Annotated in this window: 23 protein-coding genes; 4 read left to right on the top strand and 19 right to left on the bottom strand. The window is 47.0% G+C overall.

Annotation, left to right across the window (positions count from 1 at the left end; all coding sequences use genetic code 11):
• Positions 1-10: 10 nt before the first annotated feature.
• The 10 genes from ACLTD4_RS17110 to ACLTD4_RS17155 all read right to left on the bottom strand — a co-directional run bounded on the left by ACLTD4_RS17110 (position 11) and on the right by ACLTD4_RS17155 (position 12,264).
• Positions 11-694 (bottom strand): amino acid ABC transporter ATP-binding protein, encoded by a 684-nt coding sequence (locus ACLTD4_RS17110; protein ID WP_270466353.1) that lies wholly within the window; start codon positions 692-694, stop codon positions 11-13.
• A 61-nt stretch (positions 695-755) separates the two neighbouring features.
• On the bottom strand, positions 756-1,448 hold the full coding sequence (locus ACLTD4_RS17115; protein ID WP_002600914.1) for an amino acid ABC transporter permease: 693 nt from the start codon (positions 1,446-1,448) through the stop codon (positions 756-758).
• 17 nt (positions 1,449-1,465) lie between these two features.
• Positions 1,466-2,272, bottom strand: coding sequence for a basic amino acid ABC transporter substrate-binding protein (locus tag ACLTD4_RS17120; RefSeq protein ID WP_117620920.1), 807 nt, complete (start codon positions 2,270-2,272; stop codon positions 1,466-1,468).
• 343 nt (positions 2,273-2,615) lie between these two features.
• A complete protein-coding gene (locus tag ACLTD4_RS17125) occupies positions 2,616-4,937 on the bottom strand; it encodes a hypothetical protein (RefSeq protein ID WP_117620921.1) in 2,322 nt (773 codons plus the stop codon).
• A 50-nt stretch (positions 4,938-4,987) separates the two neighbouring features.
• Positions 4,988-5,830, bottom strand: a complete 843-nt coding sequence (locus ACLTD4_RS17130; RefSeq protein ID WP_002600917.1) for a carbohydrate ABC transporter permease — start codon at positions 5,828-5,830, stop codon at positions 4,988-4,990.
• Complete coding sequence (locus ACLTD4_RS17135; protein ID WP_117620922.1) at positions 5,830-6,735, bottom strand: carbohydrate ABC transporter permease; 906 nt, start codon at positions 6,733-6,735, stop codon at positions 5,830-5,832. The genes ACLTD4_RS17130 and ACLTD4_RS17135 overlap by 1 nt, the downstream gene beginning before the upstream one ends.
• Before the next feature lie 127 nt (positions 6,736-6,862).
• On the bottom strand, positions 6,863-8,293 hold the full coding sequence (locus tag ACLTD4_RS17140) for an ABC transporter substrate-binding protein (protein WP_117620923.1): 1,431 nt from the start codon (positions 8,291-8,293) through the stop codon (positions 6,863-6,865).
• 144 nt (positions 8,294-8,437) lie between these two features.
• Entirely contained in the window at positions 8,438-10,261 is a 1,824-nt protein-coding gene (locus tag ACLTD4_RS17145; RefSeq protein WP_117620924.1) for a sensor histidine kinase, read from the bottom strand.
• 6 nt (positions 10,262-10,267) lie between these two features.
• Positions 10,268-11,836: a response regulator transcription factor gene (locus tag ACLTD4_RS17150; protein ID WP_117620925.1), complete on the bottom strand. Its 1,569-nt coding sequence runs from the start codon at positions 11,834-11,836 to the stop codon at positions 10,268-10,270.
• Positions 11,837-11,853: 17 nt separating this feature from the next.
• Complete coding sequence (locus ACLTD4_RS17155) at positions 11,854-12,264, bottom strand: VOC family protein (RefSeq protein ID WP_002600923.1); 411 nt, start codon at positions 12,262-12,264, stop codon at positions 11,854-11,856.
• Positions 12,265-12,436: 172 nt separating this feature from the next.
• On the opposite strand from ACLTD4_RS17155, the gene ACLTD4_RS17160 reads away from it, so the two are divergent.
• From ACLTD4_RS17160 to ACLTD4_RS17175, 4 genes are all read left to right on the top strand, one after another.
• On the top strand, positions 12,437-13,207 hold the full coding sequence (locus ACLTD4_RS17160; RefSeq protein WP_117620926.1) for a YwaF family protein: 771 nt from the start codon (positions 12,437-12,439) through the stop codon (positions 13,205-13,207).
• Between the two features lie 85 nt (positions 13,208-13,292).
• Positions 13,293-14,144, top strand: coding sequence for a helix-turn-helix domain-containing protein (locus tag ACLTD4_RS17165; protein ID WP_117620927.1), 852 nt, complete (start codon positions 13,293-13,295; stop codon positions 14,142-14,144).
• Positions 14,145-14,238: 94 nt separating this feature from the next.
• Positions 14,239-14,670 carry a C-GCAxxG-C-C family protein gene (locus ACLTD4_RS17170; protein ID WP_117620928.1) on the top strand — a complete coding sequence of 144 codons (432 nt, stop codon included), beginning with the start codon at positions 14,239-14,241 and terminating at the stop codon, positions 14,668-14,670.
• Positions 14,671-14,918: 248 nt separating this feature from the next.
• Positions 14,919-16,250, top strand: a complete 1,332-nt coding sequence (locus ACLTD4_RS17175) for an MATE family efflux transporter (protein WP_117620929.1) — start codon at positions 14,919-14,921, stop codon at positions 16,248-16,250.
• A 54-nt stretch (positions 16,251-16,304) separates the two neighbouring features.
• Here the strand turns inward: ACLTD4_RS17175 and ACLTD4_RS17180 are convergent, their stop codons facing one another.
• The 9 genes from ACLTD4_RS17180 to ACLTD4_RS17220 are packed head-to-tail and all read right to left on the bottom strand — an operon-like array spanning position 16,305 to position 23,437.
• Positions 16,305-16,928 (bottom strand): flavodoxin family protein, encoded by a 624-nt coding sequence (locus ACLTD4_RS17180; RefSeq protein ID WP_055656332.1) that lies wholly within the window; start codon positions 16,926-16,928, stop codon positions 16,305-16,307.
• Positions 16,928-17,812, bottom strand: a complete 885-nt coding sequence (locus tag ACLTD4_RS17185; protein ID WP_055656334.1) for a YitT family protein — start codon at positions 17,810-17,812, stop codon at positions 16,928-16,930. Before ACLTD4_RS17185 ends, ACLTD4_RS17180 begins: the two co-directional genes overlap by 1 nt.
• A complete protein-coding gene (locus tag ACLTD4_RS17190) occupies positions 17,809-18,783 on the bottom strand; it encodes an NAD-dependent epimerase/dehydratase family protein (RefSeq protein WP_117620930.1) in 975 nt (324 codons plus the stop codon). The genes ACLTD4_RS17185 and ACLTD4_RS17190 overlap by 4 nt, the downstream gene beginning before the upstream one ends.
• On the bottom strand, positions 18,783-19,541 hold the full coding sequence (locus ACLTD4_RS17195) for a creatininase family protein (protein WP_181988588.1): 759 nt from the start codon (positions 19,539-19,541) through the stop codon (positions 18,783-18,785). Before ACLTD4_RS17195 ends, ACLTD4_RS17190 begins: the two co-directional genes overlap by 1 nt.
• A gap of 13 nt (positions 19,542-19,554) precedes the next feature.
• A complete protein-coding gene (locus ACLTD4_RS17200; protein ID WP_117620932.1) occupies positions 19,555-20,499 on the bottom strand; it encodes a phosphotriesterase in 945 nt (314 codons plus the stop codon).
• 12 nt (positions 20,500-20,511) lie between these two features.
• On the bottom strand, positions 20,512-20,772 hold the full coding sequence (locus ACLTD4_RS17205) for an HPr family phosphocarrier protein (protein WP_055656342.1): 261 nt from the start codon (positions 20,770-20,772) through the stop codon (positions 20,512-20,514).
• Positions 20,773-20,787: 15 nt separating this feature from the next.
• Positions 20,788-21,792: a phosphotriesterase gene (locus ACLTD4_RS17210; RefSeq protein ID WP_055656343.1), complete on the bottom strand. Its 1,005-nt coding sequence runs from the start codon at positions 21,790-21,792 to the stop codon at positions 20,788-20,790.
• Between the two features lie 18 nt (positions 21,793-21,810).
• Positions 21,811-23,118 (bottom strand): PTS ascorbate transporter subunit IIC, encoded by a 1,308-nt coding sequence (locus ACLTD4_RS17215; protein WP_055656345.1) that lies wholly within the window; start codon positions 23,116-23,118, stop codon positions 21,811-21,813.
• Between the two features lie 31 nt (positions 23,119-23,149).
• The gene (locus tag ACLTD4_RS17220; RefSeq protein ID WP_070102441.1) at positions 23,150-23,437 is read right to left on the bottom strand and encodes a PTS sugar transporter subunit IIB; all 288 of its coding nucleotides are present in this window, start codon (positions 23,435-23,437) and stop codon (positions 23,150-23,152) included.
• Between the last annotated feature and the right edge of the window lies 1 nt (position 23,438).

Below are 23,438 nucleotides of genomic sequence, written 5' to 3' on the forward strand. Positions count from 1 at the left end.
TCCTCGTGCGCTACAGAACCTTGCCTAAAAAGCCCTTAAGCCTCTCATTCTCCGGATGCTCGAAGAATTCCTTCGGTTCATTCTCCTCCAGAAAGTATCCGCCGTCCATGAACATGACGCGGGTGGCAACTTCTCTGGCAAAGCCCATCTCATGGGTAACCACCACCATGGTCATCTTCTCGTTCGCCAAATCCCTCATAACGTTCAACACCTCGCCTACCATCTCAGGATCGAGCGCAGACGTCGGTTCGTCAAAGAGCATGACGTCCGGGTTCATACACAGGGCGCGGACAATGGCGATTCGCTGCTTCTGTCCGCCGGATAACTGGTTCGGATATGCATTGCACCGGTCCGCTAAGCCGACCTTGTCGAGGAGCGCCATGGCCTGGTTCTTTGCCTCCTCCTCGCTCCGTCCCTGAAGCTTAACCGGCGCCAGGGTCAGATTCTTTAAGATCGTCATATGCGGAAACAGGTTGAACTGCTGGAATACCATCCCCATCTTCTGGCGGTGGCGGTCGATATCCGTCTTCTGATCGGTAATATCGGTTCCCTCAAACAGGATATGGCCCGATGTCGGCTCCTCCAGTCTGTTTAAACAGCGGAGGAAGGTACTCTTTCCGGATCCGGAGGGTCCGATTACACACACGACATCACCTTTATAAATGTCAACCGTGATGTCCTTTAAGACCTCCATGCTTCCGAATTTCTTGCCTAAGTTCTGTACCTGAATCAGAGGCTCTTCTATACGATTTTCTCTAGTGCTCACTTCTGCGCAGCCTCCTCTCCAGTAATTTTACAAGGTAAGAAAAGATCATAACCATGCAAAGATAAATCAGAGCCACCGCGATCAGCGGCATGAACGCGGAATACGTACGGCTCTTAATGATGTCGCCGCCCTTGGTCAGATCCTGCAGACCGATGTAACCGGCTACGGAAGTCTCCTTCAGCAGCACGATAAACTCGTTGGCCAGTGTCGGAACCACGTTTTTAAATGCCTGCGGCATGATGATATACCACATGGTCTGCGCGTAATTGAAGCCTAAGCTTCGCCCGGCCTCAAACTGGCCTCTCTCGATGGAGCTGATGCCGCTTCGGAAGATTTCGGCCACGTAGGCGCCGGAGTTGATACCGAAGGCCAGAATCGCCGTCGGGACCATACCCGGATTAACCGTGACAAAGACAACAAAGTATACGATCATCAGCTGAACAACCACCGGCGTTCCGCGAATTACCGTCAGATATACGCTGCAGACTGCATTCAGTATCTTCAGCCTGTGAGTGTTCTCGTAAGTAGAACGGATAATAGCAACCAGAAATCCCAGCACGATTCCGATGAGAACTGCAAAAAATGTAATTTTCAGGGTATTCTGCAGCCCATCCGTAATGTATTTCCAGCGGTTGTCCTCTATAAAATTCTGATAAAAGTCAGCGACTAATTTTTCCCACATGGCACTCTTCCTTTATATTATTCTGCGGTAATATACTTATCTACGATCTTCTGTAACTCGCCGGATTCCTTTAATTCCTTGATCGCGGCATTCATCTTATCAAGCAGTTCGGTGTTGCCCTTCTTTACAGCGATTGCATACTCTTCCTCTGTAAATGCTTCGTCTAAGATCTTTAAGCCTTCGTTCTCTTTCACGAACACCTTCGCAGGCTCACGGTCGATGATAACCGCGTCGATCTTGCCCTGGTTTAAAGCCATAACCGCTTCCATGCCCTTGTTAAATCTCTGTACTTCCGCGTTCTCGACGTCGTCCGCGTAGATATCGCCGGTCGTACCGGTCTGAACACCGATCTTCTTGCCTGTTAAATCATCCGGAGAAGTGATCGGGCTGTCTTTCGTAACAATGATTACCTGAGCAGCCTGTGCGTAGGTATCGGTAAAGTCCACATTCTTTAAACGGTCTTCGTTTACAGTCATACCAGCTGCCGCAAAATCAGCCTTTCCGGACTGGATCGCCGGAATCAGAGAATCGAATGCCATATCCTGGATCTCCAGTTCCATGCCCATCTGCTCAGCGACTGCTCTTGCAATGTCGGCATCGATACCAACAATGGTGTCGTTCTCATGGTACTCATATGGCGGGAACTCGGCATTCGTTACCATAACGATCTTGCCGCCGGTGCTTTCTGTCTTCTCGGCCGCTGCCGCTGTGGTATCTGCTGCTCCTGCAGTTGTTGTCTCTGTAGCGGATTTTGAGCTTCCGCAGGCGGTAAGTGCTGCTGCCATGCATACGGCCGCCGCAAGTACTAACACGTTCTTTTTCATAATGAATCCTCCTCATTATATGCACTTTTTTTGCATAAATATAGAAATAAGTATCAGTTATACATTATATAGCATTTTTGAAATTATTCAAGTCTTATTTTATCTTGATTCTCAATGACTTATCCCTTTATGACCAGGGAAAGTGAAAAAACAGGGCCGGAGTATTTATAATATTACAAAAATTCTGAAGAATACCGGCTATTCATGCAAAAAGCGCCTGGAAAACCTTTTAATTGGAGGCTTCCAGGCGTTTGATCGTATGGTCTTATGGTTTTGGTGAATAGTTCTGTTGTTTCATATTATAAATTACTATGATTTTATAAGGCTGCTATAAGGCTGCGATTTATAAGGCTGCGATTTCGATTTTCTGATCCGGCTTTAAGACCGTCTGAATGCTTACTGCGCGTTTCCCCAGGAATTCCGTTTCTTCAAATTCCGCGGTCTTCCCGCTGTCCGTGAATTTCGGTATATCATCGGTGATCAGAGTAAGCACCAGAGTCACCGGATAGTCCACGCGGCTGGTCACCGATGCGGTCACCGTATCTGCCGTTTTCCGGTAAGTAAAATCAAACTTGCCGCTTCCTGTCCTCGCATCCTTCCATTCAAAGCTGCTGCCTGGCGAAAATGGCTTGAACTTCAGAGTCTTTGACGGAGCGTCGTACCGGACTCCGAGAATCTGTGTCATAAAGAGGCTGGCAAACACTCCGGCCGCCCAGCCGCATTTCCCGCAGCAGTTCAGCCTGACTACGTCGCCGGTCTTCGTATCGCATTTGTATGGCCACCACCACCAGGAACCGTCCAGATCACAGAGACGTTTCAGCTCTGTCATATAGCCCCTCTCTCCATTCATGGTCTCCTCATCCACAATTCCGGAGAATGCGGTGGTGTAACCGGGGAAAGTTGCACCGGACTCATGGCCCCATTTGATTCCGCGGCACTCGGTTCCATAGGTCGGATTCTCTTCACTGGCAGAAAATCTGGCATAATTCCTCACAACCGGATCGTCATACGTCTTATAACCGTAAAATGGAATCAGCGTCGTATCAGACTCTTCCCCGTCATGCATCATCAGGTTGATCTCATCTCCATCAATGATATCGGGATAAAATGTGAGAGCCTGATCCACATACTTCTTCTCGTACTCTGATATCGGGTAGCGCTTCTGCGTCTCAGGAGTCAGTCCGCCGATCCCCTCTAAGTACTGGGGGCCAAACCTGCCGTCGGTCACCATATAGGCCTCGATGGCCTTTTTGATCTCACTGGCAATTTCCCCGTATTTCTTCTGCTTCTCCTGGTCTTCAAACACCTCGCCCATCAGCCGCGCCATGCCGTCAAAAGCCTTCCACGCACAGATATTCGATCCGGTATGGTATTTTCCCAAAGCGAGTGCATCGGATATCCACACGGTAGGAAACAGCCACACAGCCCCCTCCTTCAGCGTCAGCACCTCTTCTAAAATCTTTTCAAAGGTTTCCACCGTCTCCCGGTGGGTCAAAAAAAAGTCTCTGTCCGCCGTCGCTTCGTAATACAGCACTCCCATTAATACAGAGGTCAGCGAATTACTCAGAGAATGGGCCGCTCCCCCCTGGTATTTCGATCCCTCCGGACGGATTCCATGCTCTGTAAACCACAGACAGGACTGACGGAAGAAGTCGGGATTCAGCACGCTGAGAGGGAGACTGGAATAGTACATGTCTTTCATCCAGATCTGCCTCGTAGCCGGAAATGTGCCCCAGTTGGAACCACAGATCGCGCCGTCTCTGTCCATACCGAAAGCCGAAATCCCCTGGTATACGGCACGTTCGAAGATGGCGGCAGTCAGCGGATCCTCATCTATCTGCAGGTTGCCCAGCATTCCCCGGAAATAGGCCAGTGTCTCATTCAGCCAGTAAAGTGTCCCCGCCTCTTCAATTTCTTTTACTGCTCCGCTCTCGCCGGGTGCATAGATTACCATGGGGAACCACGCACCGCAGCCACTGTTCAAATGAAACGGAACTGCTGACGAACCTGTGCCAGATTCTATCTTCTGTCCGTCTTTTGCAGTCGTTCCGCATCTTATTGTCTCCCCGCATTCCACCATCTTCCCACTGGCGTCGGGAATGGTAAAATAATCCTTATCCGGGGAAAAGTCTGGCGGAATCACGGTTCCCTTCACATCACCATCTGTTGTATTTTCCAGATACAGCCCGTATACGAGGGCGCGCGGCCTTCTTTTGCCGTCGGCGGAAATGGGTGCGTACGCCAGGACCGTAGCATTGAGGCGGGGATGGGTAAAGGCTGCTCTTGGGATCAGGTTTTCCGCCAGATCGGACTGACACGGCAGAGAACCTCCGCAAAGGGAAACCTCCTGCCCCTCCACCGTCAGTCTGAAATAGAACGGGCCTGCCTGACCGAAGTCTTTGGAGACCCACACGCCCGGGATATCGTCGCAGGTATAACAGCCCCGGTAAAAGGTCACGGTCTTCAAGGTTCCGAACTCGTCTGCATTTGCAAGGACCTTGTTATTGGATATATCATAGGAAAATGTATCGTCCGGCAGCTTCTTCGCATAATAGCTTTCCCGGTTTCCGCATTCATACTGACCGTCCTTTACAGCGACGGAAAAAAACGGATTGACTGGTGCGTGAACCATATCTTTAATGCTTGTAATGATATCTGTAATCATGTTTATCTCCTCCAAAATTGTTATCGGCCGCCCCTATCGCGTTCGATTTCTCAGCCCTTGACGCCCGACATGGTAATTCCTTCGATTAAATACCGCTGTCCGACGATGAATACCAGAATAACAGGTATCAATACGAGGCAAGCAGCCGCCATCATCAAATGCCACTCCGAACGGTAGGAACCGGTAAAGAGCTGAAGTCCCAGTGCCACCGTGTACTTTGCCTCATCATTTAAATAGACCAGAGGTCCCAGAAAATCGTTCCATGTGTTCATGAAGGTAAAGAGCCCTACCACAGCCAGGGATGGCTTTGTAATCGGCAGTATGATCCTGGTAAATATCTGAAAATGGTTGGCGCCGTCTAAGTATGCCGCCTCATCAAAATCCTTTGGAATCGTCATATAGAACTGACGCAGCAGGAAAATATAGAATGCTCCGCCGCCAAACCAGGCCGGGGCAACGAGCGGCACAAAGCTGTTGGTAAATCCGATCGCCCTCCACATGAGGAAGGTCGGAATCAGGGTAACTGCAAACGGCAGCATCATACTGGCCATGATGCAGGCAAATACCACATTTCTCCCTTTCCACTTGATTCTGGCCAGCCCGTAGGCACAGATGGAACTGGTAAGCATCGACCCGGCCACGACCAGTGCCGCGATAAAAAGGGAATTTCTGTAATACGTAAAGAACGGCAGAACCTCAAATACCTTCTTATAGTTCGACCACATCAGCTTATCCGGTACCCATTTGACCGGCACCATAAAGATTTCTACGGGAGTCATAAGGGAACTTCTCACCATCCAGACCAGAGGCACGATGCAGAAGAGGCTGCCTGTAACCAGCACTGCGTATGTAATCAGCTTTCCGACTGTTTTTTTCGTTTTTGCACTCAACATCACTCACCTCCGTAGTAGACCCATCGGTTCTGAAACTTGAACAGAATTGCAGTCAGTATCATAATGATCACGAACAGAATCCAGGCGATCGCACAGGAATTGCCCATGCGCATAAACTGGAAGGATTCCCGGTATAAATAATATACGTAAAAGAGGCTGGCATTGTTGGGACCGCCCTGCGTCATGACGTAGGACTGGGTGAAAATCTGGAATCCATTGATAAAGCCCATTACCACGTTGTAAAAAATAGTCGGAGTCATGATGGGAACGATGACATGGAACAGCTTTGCCGTCACACCGCCGCCATCGATCTCCACGGCCTCGATCAGCTGTCTCGGCACATCCTGCATCCCGGCCAGAAAGATTACCATGGTGGAACCCGTTGTCCACAGGTTGACGAATACCAGAGTAGGTATAACTGTGGATTCCGAGGACAGCCATTTATTCGGAGGCAGTCCCACTGCCTTTAGCAGGGTGTTGGCAAGGCCCACGTCCGGATTGAAGATCCACATCCAGATCGCGCCCATGGCTACGATCGGAATGATGGAAGGCAGATAAAAAAGTGTTCTGAAAAGTCCCTTCCCCTTTACACTTTTGTTTAAAAGAGACGCGATTAAAAATGCGAATACGATCGATGTAGGAACGGAAAAGACTACGTAGATCACTGTCACAGTCAGTGATTTATAGAAGTAGGGATCCTGCCCTGCAAACAGCCGCACATAATTATCGATGCCTACAAAATGGCTCTCCTTCACAATGCTGTAGTCCGAAAAGCTCATGATAAAGCTGATAATCATCGGAATTGCGGCAAAAAAAAGAAAGCCCAGGATACATGGAAGGCAGAACAGAAAGCCGGCCACGTTTTCACGCTTTTCCCTGTGGGTCATCTTGATTTTTTCTTTCATAATGATACCTCCTCATTTCCGGCCAGACTGCCCCGCCGGTATGGCGGGCCGCCGCAAAAGCGGCGGTCCGCATGCCCGGATTACCGCCGCCACTGCGGTCTGCACGGCAATCCTGCGATTACTTCTGTCAGGAACGGTTTCCGGAGTATGTACCATCAACAAGCGGATCCACACTCGTCTTGATTTCAGTCATCGCCTCCTCGGCAGTCTTATCCCCCGCCCATACCTGCTGCAGGGCTGCCTTTACCATCGTATCAATCTCATTGAAATTTTTCACATCAATTTCCGTCGCAATCACCTGATGATCGTAGGTAGACTGGACAACGGCATCCTTAAAGCCTTCCGGGCGCGCCGGGAATTCCTCAGAAGCCCAGAAATCAAGCTTCTCGCCGTCGGTGTAGTACTCTTTATGAACCGGAAGCCAGATGCTTCGGAACATTTCCGTAATCTCGGCAGAGCTTTCCGGGTTGGTGATCCATTGATACAGCTTCAGCGTCTCCTCCAGATGCTCTGTCGCCTTGAAGATGATCAGGGAACCACCGTCAAAGAATGTCGTATAATTCGTATCGATCGGGAGCACGCCTACGCCCCAGTTGATGCCTGCCTCGGCCAGATCCAGATGGTTCCAGCTTCCGTCAATGTACATGGCGGCCTGTTTGGAGGCCAGAGCGGTCGCAGCCGCCGGCATACTATTGGACTGGATTGCAGTCGGTGCGACGTGGTATACATTGATCAGATCTGCAAAATTCTGGATTACTTCCGCCGCTTTTGGATCATTTAAGCCAAATTCTGTCATGTCTTCATTTAAGTAAGCGCCGCCGTTTGAGTAGATAAACGGCATGTATACATTCCAGTTCGGAGCAAACATCACACCGTACTGAGTGATGTTATTGGCATCGAAATTCGGGTCTTTGGCATTGCGTCCGGAGGAATCCAGTGTCAGTTCCTGGGCCTTCTCTAAAAATTCCTGCCAGGACCACGCATCGGCCACCTTCGTCGGCGGTGTATCAATGCCGGCGTCTTTAAACAGGTCCTCGTTATACATCAGTGAAAGGGTGACATTGGCCATAATAGGGCCTGCGGACTCTGTCGGCGACCAGTTCCACCAGCAGGTTTCCAGATAATCATCCACGGAAACCTCCGGGTCGTCTTTGATCAGATCGTAAAAGTTATAGATCAGGCCATCCTCACCAAACTGGCATTTCCACGATGCGGAATAGCTGATATCCGGCGTCTCCCCCGCCGCGATCATCGCGTTTAGCTTTGTCAGGAAGTCATCGCTCGGAATATGCATGGCCTTTACCTTAATATCCGGATTGGCTTCCTCAAATGTCTTTACCGAGGCCTCGATCGCCGTCTTCTCAGCGCCGCTTCCCCAGTAGGTAAAGGTGATCTCCACCGGCTCCCCCTCGGTTTTTCCCTGGGCTGCCTCGGTTTTTCCTGCCGTACTGCTCTCCCCTGCAGTCGCGGTATTTCCGCCGCTTCCTCCACATCCCGTGAGGATCATTGCCCCCGCCATCAATAGTGCCGCCAGCTGCGTCAGATGATTACGCTTCATTTTAATTACCTCCCATATTTTTCTGTTTACTGTCTTTGTTTCGATAACTATATTCTAATGGAAGGAGGAGGGGACTTCTATATGGTTTTTGTTGGAAAACAGCACTTTTATTGTTTGTTATGAAAGGCAGACAAAAAGGCCGCCCTATTTCGGAATCGTAACGACCACAGCCGTCCCTTCTCCTAACTGGGAATGGAGAGAAACGCCGTAAGCTTCCCCGTACAGGATCTTAATCCGCCGGTCCGTGTTGGCCACCCCGATGGAAGTACCGGTGAACTCCAGCACCTCTTTTACTCTCTGCTGTGTCATGCCAGCCCCATTGTCCTCCACGGTAAAACAGATATTTTCTTCATCGGTTTCCGCACTGATTTCCAGGATTCCTTTTTCCTCGGAATTCTTAAAACCATGGACAATGGCATTTTCAACCAGAGGCTGTAAAAACAGCTTCGGGACCTCCTTCTCCATTAGTTCCTCCGGAATATCGAAATTCACCTCAAACTGATTCTCATATCGAATCTGCATGATTTCAATATAGCGTTTCAGCCAGTCAATATCGTCTTTTAAATGAACCAGCTGCTTTCTGCTCTGGCTGGTATACTGGAGCATCCGTGACAGATCCACGATCATCCGGCTGGCCTTGGGAGTATCTCCCGCCAGGCACGTCCAGTTGATGATGTTTAAGGTATTATACAGGAAGTGGGGATTTAACTGGATCGTCAGAATCATGATCTCAAAATCCTTCTGCTGCAGCTTCACCTCGTAATTCTCGTGAATCAGCGCCTTGATGTTGCGGCTCATCTCATTGAGTTTCTCATAAAAGAAAGAGAACTCATCTCTGTCGTCATAGGTGATGAGACTGCCGAACTGTCCCGTCCCCACCTGATCGATCATATGTATCGTTCCGTAAATCTTCCGGTTAATATAGCGGGAAATCATATAGGAGGAAACAGCGGACAGAAGCAGAAGAATCACCATGATGGCGATGATATAGCTCCGTATGTTTCTTTCCACATCCTGGATCAGCAAATGTACCGGTACCCTCGCTACCACCAGCCAGTCAGTAATCTCACTCTGGGCATACGTTACCATGTATTTCTCCCGCCCGTCTTTTTCCGTGGTATACCCGGAATTCGTCCCCTTCTTTAAGGTTCCCAGCCAGTCTGCCTGATAGCGGTGGCTGGCATCATAGGCGGGATCGGAACTGCAGATCACATTACCCTCGCGGTCAATCACCAGATAATCCGCATCACTCACGATGTCTTTTGCTCCGTAACGCCGGATTAAGGACATGAGAAACTCTTCGGTATAGTTGATCACCAGAATCGGTTTCTCCACAGACTCACTGAGCCGTTCCACCCGCCCGCTGGACACGTCACAGAAATTCATCTGGCATACCGCAGTAAAGAGGGAGCCGTATTCCACCTGCGTATCCGTCAGATTGTTGATCCCGAACATATCGGTATAGCTGTAAGTTGGAATCCAGCAGACCGATCCTTTTGCCTCCCTGGCTTCCTTCTCCAGTCTGGAATTCATAAAAGCGCCTTTGGGATAGAAGTTTTTGTCCTCCTCCCCAAACCGGAAATAGGATGTAACCAGATGAACGGAATAAATATTGCTGCCCCACGGCTTATATGCATCTAATATAGCCGTAATCCGGGAGTTGGCGTTCATGAGGGACACCTCATCCGTCTTGTCCAGATTCTTGAAAATCTCGTAGAGACGCGAATCAATATTCAGTTTCTGAGCGAACTCATCGATGTAGTCAAATTCCTTATCCACGATCACACTGCTCTTTTCCACGCTTTGCATGAAATATCCCTGGGCCTGCTCCGTAATGGATTTGACAGAATTTCGGTAAATCAGGATACTGAAAATGATGAGCGGCACAATCGTGAGAACCAGAAACAGAACCAGCAGCTGGGTCCTCAGTTTCCAGTATATTTTTCTCTTATGCTTCCATTTTTCCATAGGACATCACTCCGTTCTGCCGCTCATTTTCCGGTATTCCTCGGGTGTCATGCCATAGCAGCGCTTAAACGCCCGGACAAAGTAGTTGGCGTCCCGGTAACCGGTAAGAACCGCGATATCCCGAACCCTGGATTCTGTCGTGAGCAGCAGTTCCCTGGCTTTCTCCATACGCAGCCGGATCAGATACTCGGAAAATGTGCTCTTATACGTATTTTTAAACAGCGTACTGAAATAGGAGGGGTTAAAATGGTATTTCTCCGCAACGCTTTCCAGATTAATCTCATCCATGTAATGATTTTCCAAATACTCTCCGCAGTCTGTCATGATATCGCGTCCTTTTCCCTCCTTCTGGCTGTTCAGTTCCTTTCCCAGATCCAGGAAGAAGGCGTATAGACTGCGTTTCAGCAGTGTCAAGGTCGCCGACCGCTGGAGGCTGCTGATCTGTAAATTCGCCTCTTTTTTAAAGCTTCCGGAGATGAGAACATCGAGATTTCTCATGATCTGAAACAGGGCAAATATTACTCTCTGCTTTAGCAGGACCGGGGGCGAAAAAAGCATGCTTACACCTTCATCGATCTCCGCAGCCAGGAGATCATAGGCGTTTCGAAGTTCTCCCCTTTTTAGCCCTTCCACAACAGGCAGAACCGAGTAGGTAACCGCATCGGAATTCTTTCCAATCCGGCCTCCGATAGTCTCCTCCGAGAGGAATGTCCCCGGCTCATAAAATTCGTACTGGCTGAAGCGGACTGCCTCCTCATAGGACTGAGACGCCTGTTCGTAGAGATTGTCCGCCATGGAACCGGGAGAGCAGATCAGCCTGCAAGAAGGCAGTACAGATCTCATATGGCTCTCGATGGCGGACCACCTCGCCTCAGTCATGGGCTCCTCTGTCAATAAACAGACCGCCATCATATCCGGCTGATGCTCCAGAAAGAAGGGATAAGAAGAATTCGGGTCGAGGGATTTCTTCATCTGATACTTCAGATCATTCCTCTGCTCCTCGCTCAAATCTCTGCTGTCGCTCACCACTCGGCAGCAAATAACAGTGCCTGGCTGTTCCAGCTGAAAAAGGTCTTTCAGCCTCTCTTTTCCGGCAAAATCCGGCTTCTGGACAAACAGGTTCATCAGATGATCCATATAAACGGGCATCGTCTCTGTCAGACGGCTCTCGATGCTTTCCTGCTTGCTCCGGCTTCTCTGACGCTCAGAGAGCCTTTCTGTAACCTTTGTCAAAACCATCTGAATCTCGTCACTGTCCACCGGCTTCATAATATAATCGGCAGCCTGATATTTTAAGGCCTCTCTGGCATAGTCAAACTGCCCATAGCCGCTTAAGATGATTACCTCCACCTCCGGATTTTGTGCCTTCGCCGCCTTTAACAGTTCCAAACCGTTCATATTGGTCATTCGTATATCGGTTATAATAATATCGCAGTCCACCAGCTCGATCACTTCCAGAGCGGTCACACCGTCATCCGCTTCCAGAAGCATATCCTCCGGCCTCATGGCGGTCAGAAGATTCATCAGTCCTTTCCTGTGGTCTGCTTCATCGTCTACAATCAGTATTTTATACATGGCTTATCCACATTCCTTCAGATGTCGGTATTGGAGGCAGACTCTCTCTGTACGATTTCGATTTCTACCCCGTTCGGATCTTCTATCAGCATGCCGGTCCATTTCAGTTTATCCACACGGACAGGCTCCATCAGCACGTTCACCCCATATGTGGTACACCGCTTAAACAGCGCTTCGATACCATCCGTTGTCAGAGCCATATGGCGATAGATCCCTTTCTCGTCCGACGGCTCCGGATGCGCCGGCTTATCGTTGTAGTACTCAATCAATTCCAATCGCGTGCTGTCATTTAAGTAAAAATATGTAAGTTTGTGGTCCCCCATATCCACATCATACATTTTTTCAAGCCCCAGCACCTCCTCGTAAAATGTAAAGCTTGCTTCTCTGTCCGCCATGTTTACGGTAATGTGATCCAGACCTGTAATCATGATCATTTCTCCTCCTTTTAATTTTCTAAAAATTATCTACAGTTTAACATGAGTCTCTTTCAGCGGTCAAACGCAGCAGCCGCAAGATTCCCATTGACTTATCCCACCACTGGAATTACACTTTAGAAAGACACAAAAAAGACTGGATGAGCATTCAACTGAGGTAATCACAATGAAAGAATTTATTATAAAAACAGCATGGCCCATGGTACCGCCCAGGCCGTATTCTGCTTTTCATATCTGTATTATGGCCGCGGGCTTCCTGGCGGCTGTGCTGGCGGCTTACTTTCTTTCCAGAAAAACAGAGAGGAAGTTTTTTATACGGCTGCTGTTTTTCTGCGGCGTTATCCTGGCCGCAAGCGAGATTTACAAGCAGCTGTTCCTGTATTACGTGGTAAATCAGGAGCAATACGACTGGTGGTATTTTCCATTTCAGCTGTGCAGCCTACCCATGTATTTCTGCCTGCTTCTGCCCCTCGTAAAAAACAGGAGGCTGCAGTTGATCATCCTGACCTTTATGCAGGATTTTAACCTTTTGGGAGGTATTATGGCTCTGGCGGAGCCTTCCGGCCTGCTTCATCCTTACTGGTTTTTGACGCTGCACGGATTGCTGTGGCATATCCTGCTGATCTTTATCGGTCTTTTGATCGGATTTTCCCATGAATCCGATTCCAGTTTTACCGGTTACGTCAGCACACTGCCGCTGTTTCTGATCTGCTGTGGAATCGCTACACTGATTAATGTGACGGCCAAACCGCTCGGGCAGGCGGATATGTTCTACATCTCCCCCTACTATCCCAATAATCAGGCTGTATTTTACACCATTTCACAAAAGCTGGGGGTGTTGCCGGGAAACATCATTTATCTCCTTTCCATCTGCGCAGGCGGCCTCTTATTTCATATGATATTTGCCCGGCTTTTCAGGCATGCAACCAGGAGTTGACAATCTGCAAATTCTCAGGTTCTTGAAAAAAGCAAAAAAACTGATATAGTCAGACCAGAAACGATGGAATCAGGAGGACGAATATATGAGATTTTGTGATAAACTACTGTCTCTGAGAAAAATGAAGAGGTATTCCCAGGAACAGCTTGCTGATCTGCTTGGGATTTCAAGACAGTCTGTCAGTAAATGGGAATCAGGACAGGCCATGCCGGAATTAGGGAAAATCATACAGATTTCTAATTTGTTTTCTGTACCAGTAGATGATCTGGTGCGTGATGAAAGGGAACTGGTCCGTGAATCAGTACAGGATATTGCTTTTGTAAAACCGACATACAGTCAGGAGCCTGTTCTGAAGATGGAAAACGTGGCTTCCGAGGAAGAAATACGTAAAAATATTCTGGAAATGAAGGATACTATTCAACAGATATCGAAAAGCGTCAATGCCCCCGCCGGGTTCGAATATAAAAGCCGTGTTTCGATCTTCGGCATTCCGCTGGTACATATCCATTTTGGCAAGCTTTTTCATGTTGGTGTTTTTCCATACAACAACGCCTGTGTGGCAAAGGGGATCTTTGCTGCCGGTGATCTGGCTGTCGGAGTCGTGAGTTTCGGCGCCGCGAGCTTCGGTATTATTTCTCTGGGCGGCGCTGCCATAGGACTGCTCTCTGTCGGAATAGTGGCTGTTGGGGGACTCGCATTGGGATTTTCCTCAATCGGTATCTATGCCATCGGCTGTGCTGCCATGGGGATACACGCTGCTGTGGGGATTTCCGTTTCTGCAAGGACCGCAGTCGGAACGGAGGAAGCAAAAGGACTCTACCAGATGCTGCTTGGCCACGAAAACAGGAGTATATCAATGGTACAGGACTTCCTTCTCTCCCATAATCCGCAGATGCCCCGGTGGCTCGCCTGGTTTATGGCCTGGTTCGTCCGATGATGAATCATGTATTTCAAAGGAATTGACATTTTCTTTCGTAAGTGTTATCATATTGGTTACAGTTTAATTATTGCTGATTACAGGAGGAACTATTATGTCAGATAAAATAGAAAAAAAAGTACAGGAAGCGCTGGGCAGACATGACCGCGGTTATAACTGCTCTCAGTCTGTTGCATGTACATTCTGTGACGAGCTGGGATTTGATGAGGAAACCATGTTCCGTATAACAGAAGGTATGGGGCTGGGTATGGGCAGCATGGATGGAACCTGCGGGGCTATCGGTGCCGCAGCCGTTCTGGCCGGTATGAAAAACAGTACGGTCCATCTCGATCATCCGGATTCCAAGGCGGTCTCCTACAAAGCCGCCAGACAGTGCTTAAATGAGTTCAAGGATCAGAACGGAAGTGTTATCTGCCGCGAATTAAAGGGCGTGGATACCGGCAGCGTACTCCGCTCCTGCAATGACTGTATTGCCGATGCAGTTCGAATCATTGAGACGGAGCTCTACGGGGAAGATGCCGAATAAATCGTGAAAAAACGATTGACACCTGATTTTTCATGTGTTATTATGCCTTAAGAAGATAAAATTGAATAAGATGTCAAGGCTATGTTGAGTTTGGATTATGGACTTATGGACTCAGAGCATAGATTGTCGTCCCCATTTTAATGAACCATATGGTTTACTGTTTCTGGAACTAAACAGCCCACCATATGGTTTTTTTGTTGCCATTTTTCAGCAGTTTTCAGTCATTGATGATTCAGGGAGGTTATTTTATGCAGAACAAACAGGATTTTATGAAGACAAAGCCAGTATTTCCGCTTTTACTTTCCATGGCGGCGCCTATGGTGCTGTCCATGCTAATCCAGTCACTTTACAACATTGTAGACAGTATTTTCGTGGCCCGGCTGGGAACGGAGGCCCTGACCGCGGTCTCTCTCGTATACCCGCTCCAGAATATTGTCCTGTCTCTTTCCGTCGGCGTCGGCGTGGGAATTAACTCCGTCATCGCCAGAAAACTGGGGGAACAGAAGCCGGAGGAAGCCAATAAAGCCGCCTCCATCGGAATGGGGCTTACCTTTATTCACTGTATCCTGATCATTATCTTCGGTTTACTGGTGACGAAGCCATTCCTTTCCATATTCACCTCCGATCCGCAGACGCTTGCATGGGCCTGCCGCTACTCTTATATCGTCCTGTGTTTCTCTGCGGGAAGCCTGATTCATATTTGCTTTGAGAAGATCTTCCAGTCTGTGGGAGCCATGCTCCTGACCATGATTTCACTGCTGGTGGGATGCATCACCAATATTATTCTCGATCCGATCCTGATTTTCGGGCTGTTCGGCCTCCCTGCAATGGGGGTCACGGGCGCTGCGGTGGCAACCGTGACCGGGCAGTTCTGTTCTCTGCTTGTTTATCTGATCATCTACGGCAGAAAGGATATCGGAATTAAGATCAGCCCGAAATACTTTTCTTTTGATAAGAGTACCATTTTACAGATATACAGCGTTGGAATACCGTCTTCCTTAATGCTGGCCGCTCCTTCCCTCATGTCGGGAATCTTAAATTTCATGCTTGCGGGATTTTCTGATATTTATGTGGCTATCCTCGGTATTTACTTAAAGCTGCAGACGTTCTTATACACGCCTGCTTCCGGCATCGTGCAGGCGCTCAGGCCTATCGCGGGCTATAATTACGGAGCCGGGGAAAAGGAAAGGCTTCATAAAATTATCCGATGCAGTATGCTGCTGGTTGTCGCCATTATGACAGCCGGAACTCTGGCAGCCCTTGTCTTCCCCCAGCAGATCTTCGCTGTCTTTATTGATGATCCGGCACTCATTGGCCCGGGAAGCACGGCTCTGCGTATTATCAGCCTCGGATTTATTGTATCGACGGTCAGCGTCGTCTACGCCGGACTGTTTGAAGCGTTGGGATGCGGGAAGAAATCCCTGCTCATCTCATTGATACGGCAAATTGTCATCATTATACCTTTGGGATTTATCCTGTCACGTATCTGGGGGCCGGTCGGTATCTGGGTATGCTTCCCGATCGCCGAATTCCTGGCGGCCGGAATGGCAAGGGGTATGGTGAAAAAACAGAATCTGTAGCTTTACAGACATACAAAAACAGGCCTCTTATCCAAAAAATGAGGCCTGTCTCTTTTATATTTCTCTTCCCCTTATAAAATCAGTTCTGACTCTTTTTTCATACTGCGGCAGCTCATATCCCCCTGCTTTTAAAGATTTCAGAAGCCATACCATATTTTCTGCCATTGTTCTGATCGTCTGCAGTCCTTCCAGATCCATTTCCGTTTCATCGGGACGATTGCCATTTCCATGAATTAGATTCCAGTACTGAGAGGATACTACCGGCATATTTCTTATCTGAAAATACTTATTAATCTGGTCAAATGCCGTACTTGCCCCCCCTCTCCTGCAACTAACTATGGCTGCCGCAGGTTTCCCGGAAAAAACACCACAGTAAAATACCCGATCCATAAAACATTTAAGCGGACCGGTAATCCCTGCAAAATACACAGGTGAGGCAAAAACAAATCCATCCGTATCTTCCGCCTTCTCCAGAAATGCATTCACCTGATCTTTTTGGTAACATCGCCCTGTGGACTGACACGTTTTACAGGCAGTGCAGCCTGCTATCGGTTCTATACCTATCCAGAATATCGTGGCAGCTATTTCATGCTTTTTAAATACAGATTGTGCTTCCTTTAGTGCTCTTGCCGTACTTCCATTCTCATGAGGACTGCCGTTAACCAGCATAATCTTCATTATTCCTTCTCCCCTCCTGCCTGCAGATGCTTTTCAAAAGTACCACAGATGCGTTTGATCTCAGTAAAAGTAATAAATGCTTTCATACGATTTCTTTTCACATATTCCTCCAGCATTCTTGCTTCATGTCCTGATAAAACTGTATAAACAACATAATACGATTTTCCGCTGTACCCTCCCTCGCCTTTCAAAAGAGTTGCCGTTCGATTATATTGATCGATAATCCAGTTTACCATTTCACAATCTTCTGTAACTACGATTACCCCCATACAGCGGTTCTGCAAATGAATCAGGTCTGTTACTATTGAAGAAACACACACGTAAACAATGGAATAGACCACAGTTTCCAGCTGATATTGAAATGCACACCACAAATACACGACCAGATTAATAAATAAAGCGATCTTTCCCACACTCAGCCGGTTATTATGTTTCATCAGACATAGCCCCAACACATCCTGTCCGCCACCAGAACCACCCTCTCTTAATGTCAGTCCAACACCATACCCGCAGATAATGCCGCCCACTACTGCTGCTGCAAACGGATTATCTTTAATCATTGAATAGTTGACCGGAAGGACAGTCAGAAAAATAGTCTGCATAAACACACAAAAAATCGTTTTATATAAAAAGCGTCTTCCAATCATTTTCCATGCAAAGATAAGTAATGGGACATTTATAAGGAAAAAAATAATACCGGCTGCGTCTGTATTACCAAACTTTACTGGCAGAATCCCACTCAAAGCAGTTCTGATCATTTGACTGATTCCCATTAACCCGCCACTATATAATCCGGCTGGTACAATCAATAGATTCATTCCCGCTGCAAACAGAAATGTTCCAAATAAAGCCTTCAGAAGACGGGCTCCATCTTCTGTTTTCATTGCAGTTCTTTCAGCCCGCTGCTTTTCCGGACCATGTTTATGCTTTTTAAGAGTCCCTGTTCCATAGTATGTGACGGTAAATATCCAATTTCTCTTTCAAGAACAGATGTATCAAAATGAAATGGGATTCCCATATCCCCGCCAGCTGGCTGAATATCGGCCTCTGGAAGTATCTTTCTGATATAATCAATCGCATCCCCTACAGATCTGTACTCTCCCCTCGTATTAAAAATACCATGCTTAGTGGGAGGTGCCACCAGCGCAGCTCGAAAGGTGTCCGCTATGTCTCCTGCATACTGGAAATCAAACATCGTATCTGAATAAGGTACTTTACTTGCAACACCAATTGCAGGATTGTCAATGATAGATGAGAAAAACGGTTGAAAAGAGGAATGAATATAAGGGCCATAGGATAAATTTACCCGAAGTCCAATAGAGTCCATCCCATATTCTTTTCGGTAAAATTCGCTCAACCCTTCGTTAAATGTTTTTGTATAAGAATACAGACTACCGGGACATAAAGCCGTATCCTCGTCCATAATTTCCGCATCCCTCTCCCCATAACGTCTTTTTCTGTCTTTTTCTATACCATATACTGCGGAAGAACTGGCCCACACGATTTTTTTAATTCGCTCTTTCCGGCAGATTTCCAGTAGTTCCTGAAATGCTACAATATTTGTACGTACTGCACCAGTTGGATTTGCTCTCGTTTTCTGATTTAACTTGGATGCCAGATGTGCCACTGTATCACAGCCATGATCGACAATCAGTCTTTTAATCATTTCCGAATCAGTCATATCCCCCTGAACAAATTTTAGGCGTTCCCGCTCTTCCTCTGTAAGCATTCCATCCAGCCATCTGCTGGCAGCGCTGCTATGATACAGTGCAATGACTTCATTTCCTGCCTCCACCAGACTTTTAACCACATAAGAGCCAATAAAACCAGTTGCTCCCGTCACAAAACACTTCATCACTCTGCCTCCTTGCCTGCTATGTCTGTTTTTTTCAATTCATACTTTACCAGACGGATCATAGCTTCGACCTCCGCATCCGTCAGCGCCTTTCCTTTTTCTTTCGTTCCGGCAGTTGCATCCCCCATGACTCCAGTTTTCGTTACTTCATCCCAATAGGTGGGTGTACTGTCAAAATCTTTTTGAAAATTCGGATAATCACAAATTGCTCTCTCCATATAAACCCTATCCGGACAACACTCCAAAGCCTGTGATGTCTCCACCTCACATGCATGCCAGAAAACCGGATGAGCAAACGGCGAGGTACAAACTTCTCTGGCCTTCTCCCTCATGCTCTGGCGTTCCTCCAGAATCACCATTTTCATGTTCTGAAATTCATCGTAACATTCACGAACCGCTTGTTTCACAGCGGGTACATTACCATAGTGATGGCTGTGAATAAATACCAGTTGGAATCCTCTTCTCCGAAAGCTGTACATCATATCTTTGATTACCGCTATCATAGTATAATAAGACAGAGTCAATGTTCCAGGAAATCGATTTAACGACCATACCTGCCCTATGGGAATCGTCGGCATAAGAATAATTCCTGTTGCCTCGCAGACTCTCCGACACTGTTCTTCACAAATATGATTGTCTACATCCAGTTTCATGTGCGGTCCATGCGCTTCAATCGCCCCCAAAGGCAAAAGGCAGACAGGCATATCCGCCACTGCCTGTTCAGCCTCAGGCCACGTCATATTTTTCCATTCCTTCATATCTTCCTCCATTCTATCCCTCAAAACTTAAAAACTCCTTTGGATTACGACAGATTAGATCCTCTCTTATCTCCATAGCCTGTGTCTCAGTCATTCCGTCTTCCATCAGCTGTCTGACCAGCCTGGGAAGAAATGAAGTCAAGATATACCCAAACCCAGGTCCCCCTCCGAATGACGTCAGGTAACTCTGTCTCGCCATATCACCACATAAAAGAATCCTCTTTTGATAACCACACCGGATCAGCGCGCAGATCAAATCAATCCTCGTTTGTTCTGTACAGTATTTAACTTTACTAATCTGATCTAAGCCAAGAAATACACCTTCTTTTAACAGTTCTCTGCATAACCAGAAATCAGGATTTCTATCCATATGGCCGATACAGACCTGTTCTGGATTTGCCCCCTCCTCCTTCAGAAGCGCAATTTGTGAAAGTCCCATAGTTCCAATTCCTGTGTGGGTAAATAAAGGCATCTTCAGATCTTTCTGCGCCCTTGCCACCGCCCTCGCACACCGGTTCTCGGACTCAGAAATAAAACCATAGCTTGTGCCAAATTTAAGCTGCCCCGGTTTAAGTCTCATTTGTCCATAGCCATAAAGCGCCGCATTCATAACCTTTTCATACAGTTCCTCTATTGTGCTGTTTTTGACTGCCTCATTGTGATGTTCCTTCTGCCCGAATCCAACAGTGCCAACAATTGGAATTCCACTTTTTTCTGATATCTCCAGACGCAGATGGGCATTTTCTCCAAAATCAGAAATGGAGGCGTCTGTCAGGAGCGTTCCACCTGCTTTCTTAAAAAGCCTGACTTCATTCACCATTTTCCCCACATCACACAGCTCTAAATCCATCTCCTTTGCTTTGGTAACCGGTGATCTGGCAATCACATGTTCATGGTAATAAACCGCTCCCACTTTTTCAGGAGAGATATCCCCTCTCAATGTTCTGATTATACGCAATTGATCTCCTCCTCAAATAGCCTCATCCTTTAACATTTCTTCCATTGCATGATATGCTTCTTCCTCATCCTCCCCGTCAATCTCGATATCGAAGCATTCTCCATTTCGTATTCCCAGCCTTAAAATGGAAATCATACTTTTCAAATTACCCGTTTGCTCTTTATACCTTATCTCTACGGAAGATTGATAATTCTGTGATAATCCGGCCAGTTTGCTTGCCGGTCTGGCATGCATGCCATATTCATCTTTCAGTGCATATGTAATCCGTTTCATAATATTTCTCCATGCTCAGCCTGATTTTTGCTTCTTAAATTCCATGCATTTCTGCGGATTGTCGTAAAAAAATTTGTGAAACAGAGCCTGTCCATCAAAATTTCTGCGATCTGCCAGTTCCAGGAACTGGTCTTTAAATACTTCAAACACATATCCCAGACCGGGTCCATATCCATAGTGACGGTAATACGACTTTCTTGCCATATCCCCGGATATCAGTATCTGCTTCTCAAACCCATCGCTGACCAGATCCAAAATATGATGGATCAGTTGGCTCTCCGTATGATACTTTATCTTACCAATTCCATCGAAACAGAGATATGCTCCGGTATCGGCTATTTTCCTGTGGTACCATAAGTCCAGATTCCTGTCCATATGCCCAAAACTCACCACAGAAAGAGGGACCCCCAGCTTCTTTAATATACTGATCTGATTAAGCGCCATGGTACCTGCCTCCGTATGAGAATGAATAGGCGCTCCTGTACAAAAATGGACTGCTGCTGCCACCTCGATTGTCTTTTCTTCCAATGGTGAAATCGCTTGATAACCCGTTCCAAATTTTACCTGTCCGGCCCTGTAACTGGTTCCTTCCAGCCCATACTCAATTTCTGTCCGTACAAAATCCGTCAATTGATCAACCGTACTTTTTTCAATCCACTCATGAAAATTGGGGTAACCGCCAATCAGTTCCTGCCTTCTTTTATCAAGCGGTGCCTCCCATAGAAAACCTTTGTTAAAACCAGCTGTTCCGATAATATGCAGTCCGCTCTTCTTAGACAGTTCTGCTACGGCAGCCACGTCTCTCCCATAATCCACTGCCGTAGCGTCGACGATGGAACAGCCCCCCAGCCGTTCATAGTCCTTCATGTCAGCCAACGTCTTTTCCGGATCATCCAGGATCAAATCTTCCTCCTTTTTCCAGATCCAATGAGGCGGACTGCACAACAGATGTTCATGAGACAATGTAAATCCCATATCTTCCGAATTTATATCTTTCAACAGCGTTCTTACTTGACTCATACCACGGTCTCCTTTTCTTTAACCGAGTACTTTTGCAATCAGAGCAAATATCCAGAAAAGTAAAAACTCATCGGTTTCCCCTGCCCACATAATTGTATCAGGTATTGTAGCCGGAACCAAAAACTTAATAAATACCAGCTGCCCTAATGCCACAATCGTTGATATGATAAAGCCTCCAAGTAGAGCGCCCTTTATTCCTCCTGTGGAATTTCCAAAAATCCCCGCCGTTGCTCCATGGAAAAACAGAACAATCATGGTAGGTACTACTACAAACCCGATGGAAAAGCCCAATGCCAGCATCCAGAATATAATACCTGCAAACATTCCAACAAATCCCAGAATTACCGCGTTCGGTGAATAAGTAAACAAAACCGGGCAGTCCAATGCCGGAATTGCATTCGGTACCAATTTATCAGCAATTCCTTTAAATGACGGTATAATTTCTCCTACGAACAAGCGGACCCCCACCAGAATTACTGCGATTCCTGCTGCAAAAGTAAGAGATTGTACAATTGCGTATATAATAAAATTCTGTGTTCCTGCATTGGCCATGAGCGCCTGTCCATTTTCCGTATTTTTGACCAGGACAATAACAGCACCTATCAAATAGAAAATCATCATTACAAGAGCTGTAATAACGTTATTATCCCGCAGAAAGGAGAGACGTTTAGAAAATACCATAGTCTCCGCATCTTTTTTGTTTTTAGAAAAAACTTTTCCTGCATTTGCTGCTATGAAACTGCCGATGCCAGATGGATGGGCAAGTGCGAAATCATCACTGTCTGTTATTCTCCTCACATATTTCTGGCAGATTGCTGGCTGAAGAGTAAAGTACAGTCCTAAAAGCGGAGCCAGGATACAGACCATTTTCCAAGTGGGCATCTCTGGTGCAAAATTAATTAATACACCGCTTGAAACAACAGTAACCCACCAGAGCTCATGCCCGGTTAAAAAAATGTATTTAAATGGCGTAATTCTCGCAAGAATTACATTAATCAGGAATGATGACGCCATAACAATAGCAATCACACTGCCGAATTTCCCCACAAAAGCATCATATCCCATACAATTAGTCAGTGTTGCTGATGGAAGTCCAAATACTTCTGACCACAACGGTTCAAAAACAGTAAGCGCCCCAGTAACAATGCCGCTTCCTGAACTAATTACCAGAAAACCAATTCCGGCCTTCAGTGTACCTGAAATTGTCTTTTCAAACGGTGATTTCTGCAGAAGGTGGCCAATTAGTACTACCAGCATCAAAAGAAATGCCGGTGTGTTAAAAAAATTGTTTGATAGCCATGTAGCAATTGTTCCAAAAGTCCCCATAATTCTTCCCCTTTCTATCTCTCCCTGTTTCCTATCCCTGCTCTTTCTTAAGTGCTGTCAATACTTCATCAATCTCCTTCTCAATGATTGATTTATTGATGTAGTTCGTAATACATACAACTCTTGCCCTCGGATTTGTTATGCTGTCCGCAATCTCTTTTGATGTGATTATAAAATCACATCGGTCACTGCACGCACAGGAAGCATCCGTATGCTCCAAATCTGCCTGATACCCCTTTCGCTTCAGTATATCCTGCACGCTCATCTTTAAAATTAAACTTGATCCCTGCCCGGTACCGCATACACATAAGATTCTCACC

This window comes from Hungatella sp., assembly GCF_046966825.1.

Coding starts and splice junctions, on each gene's coding strand:
- ACLTD4_RS17115 (WP_002600914.1), bottom strand. CDS start 1,448: ATGTGGGAAAAATTAGTCGCTGACTTTTATCAGAATTTTATAGAGGAC.
- ACLTD4_RS17120 (WP_117620920.1), bottom strand. CDS start 2,272: ATGAAAAAGAACGTGTTAGTACTTGCGGCGGCCGTATGCATGGCAGCA.
- ACLTD4_RS17170 (WP_117620928.1), top strand. CDS start 14,239: ATGTCAGATAAAATAGAAAAAAAAGTACAGGAAGCGCTGGGCAGACAT.
- ACLTD4_RS17110 (WP_270466353.1), bottom strand. CDS start 694: ATGGAGGTCTTAAAGGACATCACGGTTGACATTTATAAAGGTGATGTC.
- ACLTD4_RS17190 (WP_117620930.1), bottom strand. CDS start 18,783: ATGAAGTGTTTTGTGACGGGAGCAACTGGTTTTATTGGCTCTTATGTG.
- ACLTD4_RS17185 (WP_055656334.1), bottom strand. CDS start 17,812: ATGAAAACAGAAGATGGAGCCCGTCTTCTGAAGGCTTTATTTGGAACA.
- ACLTD4_RS17210 (WP_055656343.1), bottom strand. CDS start 21,792: ATGAGTCAAGTAAGAACGCTGTTGAAAGATATAAATTCGGAAGATATG.
- ACLTD4_RS17140 (WP_117620923.1), bottom strand. CDS start 8,293: ATGAAGCGTAATCATCTGACGCAGCTGGCGGCACTATTGATGGCGGGG.
- ACLTD4_RS17135 (WP_117620922.1), bottom strand. CDS start 6,735: ATGAAAGAAAAAATCAAGATGACCCACAGGGAAAAGCGTGAAAACGTG.
- ACLTD4_RS17145 (WP_117620924.1), bottom strand. CDS start 10,261: ATGGAAAAATGGAAGCATAAGAGAAAAATATACTGGAAACTGAGGACC.
- ACLTD4_RS17155 (WP_002600923.1), bottom strand. CDS start 12,264: ATGATTACAGGTCTGGATCACATTACCGTAAACATGGCGGACAGAGAA.
- ACLTD4_RS17125 (WP_117620921.1), bottom strand. CDS start 4,937: ATGATTACAGATATCATTACAAGCATTAAAGATATGGTTCACGCACCA.
- ACLTD4_RS17195 (WP_181988588.1), bottom strand. CDS start 19,541: ATGAAGGAATGGAAAAATATGACGTGGCCTGAGGCTGAACAGGCAGTG.
- ACLTD4_RS17130 (WP_002600917.1), bottom strand. CDS start 5,830: ATGTTGAGTGCAAAAACGAAAAAAACAGTCGGAAAGCTGATTACATAC.
- ACLTD4_RS17180 (WP_055656332.1), bottom strand. CDS start 16,928: ATGAAGATTATGCTGGTTAACGGCAGTCCTCATGAGAATGGAAGTACG.
- ACLTD4_RS17205 (WP_055656342.1), bottom strand. CDS start 20,772: ATGAAACGGATTACATATGCACTGAAAGATGAATATGGCATGCATGCC.
- ACLTD4_RS17175 (WP_117620929.1), top strand. CDS start 14,919: ATGCAGAACAAACAGGATTTTATGAAGACAAAGCCAGTATTTCCGCTT.
- ACLTD4_RS17215 (WP_055656345.1), bottom strand. CDS start 23,118: ATGGGGACTTTTGGAACAATTGCTACATGGCTATCAAACAATTTTTTT.
- ACLTD4_RS17165 (WP_117620927.1), top strand. CDS start 13,293: ATGAGATTTTGTGATAAACTACTGTCTCTGAGAAAAATGAAGAGGTAT.
- ACLTD4_RS17150 (WP_117620925.1), bottom strand. CDS start 11,836: ATGTATAAAATACTGATTGTAGACGATGAAGCAGACCACAGGAAAGGA.
- ACLTD4_RS17160 (WP_117620926.1), top strand. CDS start 12,437: ATGAAAGAATTTATTATAAAAACAGCATGGCCCATGGTACCGCCCAGG.